The organism is Streptomyces sp. NPDC054956 (genome assembly GCF_053609185.1).
Map to the genome: position 1 here is coordinate 1 of NZ_JBSGXB010000288.1, position 9,816 is coordinate 9,816.

The 9,816-nt window shown below is 73.6% G+C and carries 9 protein-coding genes; 1 reads left to right on the forward strand and 8 read right to left on the reverse strand.

Annotation, left to right across the window (positions count from 1 at the left end):
• Positions 1-70 precede the first annotated feature (70 nt).
• The 8 genes from ACWGDE_RS31335 to ACWGDE_RS31370 form a co-directional block, all read right to left on the reverse strand.
• Entirely contained in the window at positions 71-1,129 is a 1,059-nt protein-coding gene (locus tag ACWGDE_RS31335) for an aminotransferase class V-fold PLP-dependent enzyme (RefSeq protein ID WP_453392411.1), read from the reverse strand.
• Positions 1,130-1,209: 80 nt separating this feature from the next.
• Positions 1,210-1,920: a DsbA family oxidoreductase gene (locus ACWGDE_RS31340; RefSeq protein WP_453392412.1), complete on the reverse strand. Its 711-nt coding sequence runs from the start codon at positions 1,918-1,920 to the stop codon at positions 1,210-1,212.
• 58 nt (positions 1,921-1,978) lie between these two features.
• Positions 1,979-2,470 carry an N-acetyltransferase family protein gene (locus tag ACWGDE_RS31345; RefSeq protein WP_453392413.1) on the reverse strand — a complete coding sequence of 164 codons (492 nt, stop codon included), beginning with the start codon at positions 2,468-2,470 and terminating at the stop codon, positions 1,979-1,981.
• A gap of 115 nt (positions 2,471-2,585) precedes the next feature.
• A complete protein-coding gene (locus ACWGDE_RS31350) occupies positions 2,586-4,040 on the reverse strand; it encodes a penicillin-binding transpeptidase domain-containing protein (protein ID WP_453392414.1) in 1,455 nt (484 codons plus the stop codon).
• Between the two features lie 62 nt (positions 4,041-4,102).
• Positions 4,103-4,804, reverse strand: coding sequence for a response regulator (locus ACWGDE_RS31355; RefSeq protein ID WP_453392415.1), 702 nt, complete (start codon positions 4,802-4,804; stop codon positions 4,103-4,105).
• Positions 4,801-6,120: a sensor histidine kinase gene (locus ACWGDE_RS31360; RefSeq protein WP_453392416.1), complete on the reverse strand. Its 1,320-nt coding sequence runs from the start codon at positions 6,118-6,120 to the stop codon at positions 4,801-4,803. The genes ACWGDE_RS31355 and ACWGDE_RS31360 overlap by 4 nt, the downstream gene beginning before the upstream one ends.
• Before the next feature lie 5 nt (positions 6,121-6,125).
• Positions 6,126-7,118: a hypothetical protein gene (locus tag ACWGDE_RS31365; RefSeq protein WP_453392417.1), complete on the reverse strand. Its 993-nt coding sequence runs from the start codon at positions 7,116-7,118 to the stop codon at positions 6,126-6,128.
• Between the two features lie 153 nt (positions 7,119-7,271).
• The gene (locus tag ACWGDE_RS31370; protein WP_453392418.1) at positions 7,272-8,054 is read right to left on the reverse strand and encodes an IclR family transcriptional regulator; all 783 of its coding nucleotides are present in this window, start codon (positions 8,052-8,054) and stop codon (positions 7,272-7,274) included.
• Between the two features lie 146 nt (positions 8,055-8,200).
• On the opposite strand from ACWGDE_RS31370, the gene ACWGDE_RS31375 reads away from it, so the two are divergent.
• On the forward strand, positions 8,201-9,733 hold the full coding sequence (locus ACWGDE_RS31375) for an aldehyde dehydrogenase (NADP(+)) (protein WP_453392419.1): 1,533 nt from the start codon (positions 8,201-8,203) through the stop codon (positions 9,731-9,733).
• Positions 9,734-9,816: the final 83 nt, after the last annotated feature.

Sequence of the window (9,816 nt, forward strand, 5' to 3'; positions counted from 1 at the left end):
GGCCGCGGCCTGGTCCGCCTGACCGGCCGGGGTGCCCCGGCCGGGGCACCCCGGCCGGGCTCGCGTCCGGTCAGCCCTCCAGGAGGTTCAGCAGCCGGTCCACGTCCGCCTCCGTGTTGTAGAGGTGGAAGGAGGCCCGCAGGTGGCCGGCCCGGGCGGACGTGACCACGCCGGCGGCGAGCAGCTCCTCCTGGCGGCCGGCCAGGCCCGGGACCGAGACGATCGGGGATCCGCCCGGGACGGGCTCGTGGCCCAGGCGCGCGAGTCCGGCGCGGTAGCGGGCGGCCAGGGCGGTGTCGTGGCGGTGGACGGCTTCGACGCCGATCCGCTCCAGCAGCGCCAGCGAGCGCTCGGCGGCGTGGTAGCCGAGGAAGGCCGGGGACTCGTCGAAGCGCCGGGCCCCGCGGGCCAGTCGCGACACCGGGCCGTAGATGGACTCCCACATGGGCTCGGCCGCCACCCAGCCGGCGTGCATCGGGGTCAGGGCGTCCTGGGCCTCTTCGGAGACGGTGAGGTAGGAGACCCCGCGCGAGGCGAGCAGCCACTTGTACCCGGCGGCGACCGTGTACTCGTACGGGCTCGCGTCGAACGGCAGCCAGCCGGCCGCCTGCGTGGCGTCGACCAGCATCCGCGCCCCGTGCTCGGCGGTCGCGGCGCGGATCGCCTCGAGGTCCGCCGTACGCCCGTCGGCGGACTGTACGGCGCTGAGCGCGACCAGTGCGGTGCCGGGGCCGACGGCTTCGGCGAGGGATTCCAGCGGGGCGAAGCGGACCTTGAGGTCGTCGCGCACCACGAAGGGATTGATGACGGAGGCGAAATCACCCTCGGGGCACAGGACTTCGGCCCCGGCCGGGAGCGAGGCGGAGACCAGGCCGACGTGGGTGGAGACGGCCGAGCCGAGGGCCACGCGGTCCGTGTCGACCCCGACGATCCGGGCGAACGCCTCCCGGACCTTCTCGACGCGGCCGAAGTCGCCGAAGCCGGCCGGGATTCCGGCCCCGGCCGCCTCGGCGAGCCGGCTCACCTCGGCGACGGCGGCTCGCGGGAGGACTCCGCAGCTGGCAGTGTTGAGGTAGGTGGTGGAGTGTGCGAACTCGCCGCGGACGGCTTCGGGCGGAAGAAGGTCCATGGCCTTCACTCTGCGCCAGGACCAACCCAAAATCCATTGCCGGATCCTGCACACCCCACCAAAGAAATGCTTATGCGGGACTACGGCTGCGGCACCGCGCACGCACCGTCGGGCTCGCAGGCCTCGCCCTCGGGGGCGGCCGGCGTGAGCACCTCGCGCCCGGCCCAGGCCTGCTCCAGCGCCCGGGTGAACACCTCGGCGGGCTGGCCGCCCGAGATCCCGTAACGCCGGTCGAGGACGAAGAACGGCACGGCGTTGGCTCCGAGTTCGGCCGCCTCGCGCTCGTCGGCGCGCACCTCGGCGGCGTAGGCGGACTCGTCGGCGAGCACGGCGCGCGCCTCGGCCTCGTCCAGGCCGGCCTCGACGGCGAGCGCGACCAGCACCTCGGGGTCGAAGACGGAGCGCTCTTCTCCGAAGTTGGCGCGGTAGGCGAGGTCGAGGAGCTCCTCCTGGCGGCCGCGGGCGGCGGCCAGGTGCAGCAGGCGGTGGATGTCGAAGGTGTTGCCGTGATCGCGGCCCTCGGTGCGGTACGTCAGCCCCTCGGCGCGGGCGCTCGCGGCGACGTGCTCCTCCATGCCGCGCGCCTCCTCGAGGGTGCGGCCGTACTTCTTGGCCAGCATCTCCAGGACGGGCGCCACCTGCCCCTTGGCGCTGTTCGGGTCGAGCTCGAAGGAACGGAAGACGACCTCGACCTCGTCACGGTGGGCGAACTCGGACAGCCCCTTGGCGAAACGGGCCTTGCCGATGTAGCACCACGGGCAGGCGATGTCGCTCCAGATCTCGACGCGCATGTTCCTTCTTCCCTCCACGGAATCAACTGTTCCGTGTTCAACCAACCGGGGTCCGGTCTCATTCCCCGGACGGTTCCGCCACCGCGAGCCAGAGCGTGCGGTGAGAGCCGGACCGGCTCCCCGCCGGGTCCGGGAGCCAGCCGTGGGTGGCGTAGAAGGCCTGGGCGCGCAGGTTGTGCTCGTAGACCTCGAGCCGGGCCCGGCGGACGCCCGCCCGGCGCCAGGCGTCCAGGCAGGCGGCGTGCAGGGCGGCGCCGGTGCCCCGGCGCCAGTGCGCCGGGTCCACGTGGAGCTGGGTGAGGGTGGTCTCGCCGTCGGTGGTGCGGAAGGCGGCGACCCCGGTGAGCTCGCCGTCGCGCTCGGCGCACAGCACCCCGCCGTCGGCCCCGGCGCGGGCCACCGCGAGCGACCAGCCCTCGCGGGTGCGCGCCAGCTCGGCCGCGCCGCCGTAGACCTCCTCGGGGATCCGGCCCCGGTAGTAGGTGGCGCGGGCCCGGGTGTGGAGGGCGGCGATGGCGTCGAGGTCGGCGGGGTGCGCGCTGCGGATCATGGGAAAGGGAACGCGCCGGGAACCCCGTGGGTTCCCGGCGCGCTCCGCTCGCGTCCGGCACTGCTCCGATTCGGCCACCCGTACGGTCGCCCCCGGCGCGAGGCGGTCGGCGCGGCTACTTCTTCAGCCACGCCTCCATCATCTTCTGCGCGACGGGGGCGGCCAGCTTGCCGCCGCCGATCTCGGAGCGGTCGGTGTCCGAGTTCTCGATCACCACGGTGACCACGATCTGCTTGCCGTTCAGCTTCCCGTACGTGGTGTACCAGGCGAGCGGCGGCAGGCTGTTGTTGACGCCGCGCTGGGCGGTGCCCGTCTTGGCGCCCGTCTCCACACCCGGGATCTGGACGTTCCTGCCACCGCCCTCGGTGGCCACCGTCCGCATGGCGTCCTGGACCATCGAGGCGGTCTTCTCGCTCATCACCTGCTGGGACTTGGGGTCCTTGAAGCTCTCCAGCACGTTGCCGTTGGAGTCGGTGACCTCGGAGACCTCGTGCGGGGAGACCAGCTTCCCGCCGTTCTCGATCGCGGACGTGACCATCGCCATCTGCAGCGGGGTGGCCTGGACGTCGAACTGGCCGATACCCGTCTGCGCGACCTGGTCGACCGACATCTTGTCCTTGGGGTACTTGCTGGCCGGGCTGGCCCAGACGGGGAGCTTCTGCACCACGTTGAAGCCGAGCTTCTCCGCCATCGCCCGCATCTTCTCCTGGCCCAGCTTGTGGGCGAACTCGGCGAAGACGTTGTTGCAGGACAGCTTGAGCGCGGTGCGCGGCGACACGTTGTTGCACATGTCGTCGGACACCTCGCTGCGCAGCTTGGTCCGCGTGCCGGGGATCATGTAGTCGCCCGGGATGCCGGTGGGCGTGTCGATGTTCGTGACCAGGCCGTTCTCGATGGCCGCCGCCAGCGTGACCAGCTTGAAGGTGGAGCCGGGCGCCTGCGGCTTGCGCAGCGCCGTGTTCTCCATCGCCTTGCCCTTGTCGGCGTTGAGCGCGTCCCAGGCCTTCTGGTCCGCGTCGGTCGCGCCGGCGATCGTGTTCGGGTCGAAGGACGGGTTGTTCACCACGGCCAGGATCTCGCCCGTCACGGGATCGACCGCCACGGCGGAGCCCTGCTTGCCCTGCAGCGCGTCCCAGCCCGCCTTCTGCACGTTCTTGTCGATCGTGGTCAGGACGTTGCCCGGGGCGGCCCGCTTGTTGGTGAGCGTGTCCATGATCGTTTTGAGACGGTTGTCGGAGCCGTTGAGGATGTTCTTGTAGACGCCCTCCAGCATGCTCGCCCCGAAGGCCTGGGAGCTGTAGCCGGTGATCGGCGCGTAGAGCGGACCGTCGGTGTACGTCCGCTTGTACCCGTAGTTCTTGCCGTCCGTCTTCGTGGAGCCGGTGATCGCCTCCCCGCCCACGATGATGTTCCCCAACGGGTTCTCGTACTGCCCGATGAGGTTGCGCTTGTTGTTCTTGTCGTCTGCGAGGGCCTGGCCTTGATACGCCTGCACCCAGGTGACCCGCACCAAAAGGGCCAGCACCAGGAGCAGACAGAAGACCGACGCACGCCTGATCGTCTTGTTCATCCCCCAGAAGGACGCCCCAGCAGCCCCGGGCGTTCCGCTCTGCCCCGATTGTGGCGGAGTTCTCAGCTTTTCCTCATGAGGAAACCTCCCTCGTAGGCCGCGATGACCGCCTGCGTACGGTCCCGGGAGCCGGTCTTGGCCAGGATCGAGGCGACGTGCGTCTTGACCGTCTGCGGGCCGACGCCCAGGCGCTCGCTCACCTCGTGGTTGGAGAGCCCGGTGGCCATCAGGCGCAGTACGTCGGCCTCCCGGTCGGTGAGCCGGGCCACCCACGGCGCGGCGGCGGGTCCCGCGCCGGGCGGGGTGTGGGCGGCGGCCAGGGAGCGGACGGCCGCCGGGAAGAGCAGCGAGTCGCCGCGGGCCACCAGCCGGACGGCACCGGTCAGCTCATCGGCGCCGGCCCGTTTGAGCAGGAACCCGGCGGCTCCCGCGCGCAGCGCGTCGTACACGTACGAGTCGTTCTCGAAGGTGGTCACCACCACGATCCGGGGCGGCCGCTCCATGGTGGCCATGATGCGTTCGGTGGCCCGGATGCCGTCGATCTCGGGCATCCGGACGTCCATCAGCACCACGTCGGGGACGAGCGTGCGGACCACGGACACGGCCTCGGCGCCGGTGGCCGCCTCCCCGACGACCGTCATGTCGGGCTCGGCGTCGAGGATGACCCGCAGGGCGGTGCGGACCATCCGCTCGTCGTCGGCCAGGACGACGCGCAGCGCCGGCCGGGACTCCGAGCCGTCCTGCGGCCCGGGCGCCCCGCTCATCGGGCTCCCCCGCCGAGGGGGAGGACCGCGCGCAGCCGCCAGCCGCCCTCGTGCGGTCCGGCCTCGACGTGCCCGCCGAGCAGCGCGGCCCGCTCGGCGGCGCCCCGCAGTCCCCGGCCCCCGGTGGTGCGAGCCTCCACGGCCTGCCCCGCCCCGTGGCCGGCGGCCGGTCCGTTCGTCATGGTGATCTCCAGTTCACTGTGTCCGCTCCGTTCCCTTACGAGGATCCGCAGGCCGACCGGGCCCGCCCCGTGTCGGAGGGCGTTGCTCAGCCCCTCCTGCACGATCCGGTACGCCTCGCGGGAGGCGATCGCCGGGAGCTGCGCCCAGTCCCCGGCCGGCCCCGGTTCCTCGTGCACGCCGATCGGGGTCCCGGCGGCCCGGCTGCGGGCCACCAGCCCGTCGAGGTCTCCGGCGAGCGTCGGCGCCGGCCCGGTTTCCCCGCTGCCCGTGCCGTCCCCCTCGCGCAGCAGGCCGAGCACCGCGTCCAGCTCGCCGACCGTCCGCCGGGTGGTGTCCTCGATCGCGGCCAGCGCCTCCCGCACGAAGTCCGGGTCGCTGTCGAGCACCCGCCGGGCGGCGCTCGCCTGGAGGGTGACCGCGCTCAGCGCGTGCCCGACGGCGTCGTGCAGTTCCCGCGCCAGCCGGTTGCGCACCGCCAGGTCGGCGGCCCGTTCCTCGGCCGCCGCCAGCCGGTCCGCCGCCGTCGGCCCGAGCAGGACGGGCGCCAGCCGGGCCAGCAGCGCCGCGGCCCCGGCGGCACACAGGACGAGCCCGGCCAGCAGGCCGATCCCGAGCACGGGGGCCACGTACGGCTCGGCGCCCGTGCCGAACCAGCCGAGCCCGAGCGGGAGCTCCCGCAGCGCCCTCACGAACGGCAGGGCGATCAGCACCACCGCCATGGGCGGGATCGCCAGGGTCATCCCGCTGACCAGTGCGCCGACCCCCAGGTGCAGGGTCCACCAGCCAGCGGTCCGCCCCCGGGCGGCCCAGCTCCGGGCCCGCCCCTCGGCCAGCAGTTCCCCCGGCACCGCGCACATGGCCCGTACCGCGGCCACCGACATCGGCCGGACCAGTCCGAACAGCCCGCTCACGGCGACGATCGGCAGGGCCAGGGCGTAGGCGGCGAAGCTGAGCGGCAGAGAGGTGCGTGCGTCGCTCCCGCCGGCGAGGCCCCCGACCACCACCTGCGTCAGCAGGAAGTACGGCATCAGCAGGGCCCCGCCGAGTATCAGGTGCACCCAGCGCAGCCGGGCCCGCGCCCCCAGCAGCCGGCCCGGGCCGGCCCTCCCTCCCGCCGTCGCCGTCTTCCCCACCCGTGTCACACCGTGCGGCGGGAGGCGAGGAACCGGGTGAGGACGACGGCGCCGAGTATTCCGGTGATCATCTGGCCAGCGTAGGCCAAGTGGACTATGGCGGAGAGCTGTTCGCCCTCGGGATCAGCGCCCAGCACGGCGATCAGCAGCCACGCTCCCCAGCTCAGCGCCGCCGCCGACCCGACCCACGCGAGCGCCAGCGGCCCCCGCACCGGACGCTCGCCGCCCCGGGCCAGCGACAGCGCCCCGACGGCGGCGGTGAGCGCGCATATCGCGTGGACCGCGCCGACCACCCCCGTCTCCGCGGAGTACGCGGCGACCTGCTTCGCGGTCAGCCCCGCCGTGCCCCCGAACGCCCAGTACAGGAGCACCGAGGCCACCGCCGTGGCCAGTACCGCCGAGGCTCCCGCCACCACCCCCGTGGACGACGGGAGCCTCTTCCCCAGCACGCCCTGCCAGCGCCGGCCCCAGCGCTTCCGCGCATAGGGCACGAACAGCCCGGCCAGGGCGAGTCCTTGAAGCGTGAAGCCGCCGTAGACGACGTTGAACACCCACGGGTCGAGGAAGGCCTCACGGGCCGCCCCCGCCGGCTCGTCCGCCCCCATGCCCAGCGCCTTGACGAGCAGTTGGCCCGGGAACCCGGTCAGGATCGGGGTGAGCAGTCCGGTGGCGACGAAGACCGGGACGGCCAGCAGCCACGACGGCACGCGCATGCCCCAGGGCCGGGTGAGCGCCAGCACTATGAGGATCACGGTGGCGTCCATGACCAGCGTGACCGAATTGGCCACGGTGAAGAACAGTCCGGGCTTCAGGAGCACACTGCCGTCGGGTATCCCGATGTGGCTCCCGCCCAGCCAGGCGGCCTTCAGTGCCAGGTACGGGACGGTGGCGGCCAGGGCCACCGCCCGCAGGGTCCGCCGCCCGGTCCCCATGACGGGGGCCGCGGACGGCCTCGTGGTGAACGTCGTGCCGCTCGGGTGAACCTCTCGCGTGGTCATGACCCAACGGTCCCGCGTCCGTTGCGCCGCCACCTCCCCCTTGAAGGGGAACCGCCTCCCCCGCCCGGGGGAGGGAACCCGCCCTCCCCCGCACCACCTGCGCCGCACGCCGGGCCCGCGCCCGCGCCCGAAGCCGCGCCCGCGCCCACCGCCTCACATCCGCCGCGTCACCACCGACAGCCGGTCCCGCGCCTCGAACAGCGCCGCCTTGATGACCTGTTCGTGCCCCGGAGTCAGCCGCGCCACCGGCACCGAGCAGCTCACCGCGTCCCGCGCCGGCGTCCGGTACGGCACCGCCACCCCGAAGCACCGCAGCCCGAGCGTGTTCTCCTCGCGGTCCACCGCGTACCCCTGCTCCCGCACCAGGGCCAGCTCGTCCACGAGCTGGTCCCGGTCGGTGATGGTGTGCTCGGTGACGGCTTCCAGCCGCCGCGGCAGCAGCGCCCGTACCTCGTCGTCCGTGTGCGTGGCCAGCAGCGCCTTGCCCAGGGCCGTCGAGTGGACGGGCAGCCGCCGCCCGACGCGGGTGAAGGGCCGCAGGTAGTGCTGGGACTGCCGGGTCGCCAGGTAGACCACGCTCGTCCCGTCCATCCGGGCCAGGTGGATCGTCTCCGTCGTGTCGTCGGAGAGCCGGTCCAGCGTGGGCCGCGCCGCCGCGACGACCTCGTCCCCGTCGATGTAGGAACTGCCGACGAGCAGCGCCCGCACTCCGATGCCGTACCGCGTCCCCGTCGCGTCCGTCTCCACCCAGCCCAGGTTCACCAGAGTGCGCAGCAGCATGTAGAGGCTGGACTTGGGCAGGGAGAGGTCGTTCTGGATGTCGGCCAGGCTGTGCAGCCCCGGCCGCGACGCGAAGTGCTCCAGCAGCAGGACCGTGCGTACGGCCGACTTGACGGCCGCCGGCGCGCCCGAGCCCCCCGACTCAGCTGTCGTCATTCGCCTTCGTGCCCCTTTGTCTCTTGTCAACCCGGAAGACGCGGAAATAGAGTCCACGATGAATGTGATCATTCATCCACCGGAACGGCGTTCACAATACTGAACGCATCCGTGCGGGTCAGCGTAGATCCAGGAGGCAATTCGCCATGGCAGCAGCACCAGTCTGGAGTGTGGACCCCCGCACCGGGAAGCAGCGCGAGCAGGTTGCGGTGGAGGCCACACCCCAGGAGGTGGACGAAGCGGTCCGCGCGGCCCACGCGGCCCGCGGCGCGCTCGCCGACGCCGCCGCCCGCGCCGCCTTCCTGCGCGCCGCCGCCGACCTGTTCGACGGGGCCGCCGCGCGGATCGTCGAGACCGCCGACGCCGAGACCGCGCTCGGCTCCGGCCGGCTCACCGGCGAGCTCGCCCGCACCACCGGCCAGCTGCGCGCCTTCGCCGACGCCGTGGACGAGGGTTCCTACCTCGACGTGCGCATCGACCGCGCCGACCCCACCACCGCCCCGCCCCGCCCGGAGCTGCGCCGCTACAAGGTGCCGCTGGGCGTGGTCGCGGTCTACGCCGCCTCCAACTTCCCGCTCGCCTTCTCCGTGCCCGGCGGCGACACCGCCAGCGCACTGGCCGCCGGCTGCCCCGTCGTGGTCAAGGCGCACCCCGACCACCCGGCCACCTCCGAGCTCTGCGCGTCGCTGCTGCGCCGCGCGGCCGTCGCCACCGGGCTGCCGGCCGAGGTGCTCTCCGTGGTGCACGGCTTCGGCTCGGGCCTGGAGCTGATCCGACACCCACTGGTCAGCGCCGCCGGGTTCACCGGTTCCATCCGGGGCGGGCGGGCGCTGTTCGACGCCGCCTCCAGCCGTCCCGTACCGATCCCCTTCCACGGGGAACTGGGCTCGCTGAACCCGGTCGTCGTCACCGAGGCGGCCGCCGCCGAGCGCGCCGAGGAGATCGGCGGCGGGCTGGCGGGCTCGGTCACGCTGGGCGTCGGCCAGTTCTGCGTCAAGCCGGGCCTGGTCCTCGTACCCGAGGGCGCGGGCGGCGACCTGCTGGCCGGGGCGCTGGCCAAGGCGCTCACGGAGACCGGGCCGGGAGTGCTGCTCGACCACCGGATGCGGGAGAACTTCGTCGCCGGAGTCCGCGAACGCGCCGCGCTGCCCGGGGTCGAGGCACCCGTCACGCCCGGCTCCGGCGACGAGCACACCGTCGGCGCGGGCTACCTGAGCGTCCCCGCGCGGACCCTGCTGGAGGGCGGCCCGTACGAGCTGCTCCTGGAGGAGTGCTTCGGCCCCGTCACCGTGCTCGCGCGGTACGCCGACCAGGACGAGGCCGCCGCGGTCCTCGGCCTGCTCCCCGGGAACCTCACCGCGACGCTCCAGCTGTCGGCCGCCGAGGCCGACGGCGGACCGGGGCCCGCGGCGGAGCTGATCTCCCAGGTCACGACGCTGGCCGGGCGGGTCGTGGTGAACGGCTGGCCGACCGGTGTCGCCGTGGCCCCGGCCCAGCACCACGGCGGCCCCTACCCGGCGGCCACCTCCCACTCCACCTCGGTCGGCGGCACCGCGATCGAGCGCTGGCTGCGCCCCGTCGCCTACCAGTCGGTGCCGGACGCCCTGCTCCCGCCGGAGCTGCGCGAGGCCAACCCGCTGGGACTCCCCCGCCGCGTCACGGGCGACCCGCAGGCGTAGGCCGAAGCCGGGCGGCCCACAGGCCCGGGCCCCGCAGGCCCGCCCGGCCCCGATCAGGGCAGGCCCGCGCCGTCCCGCTCGCC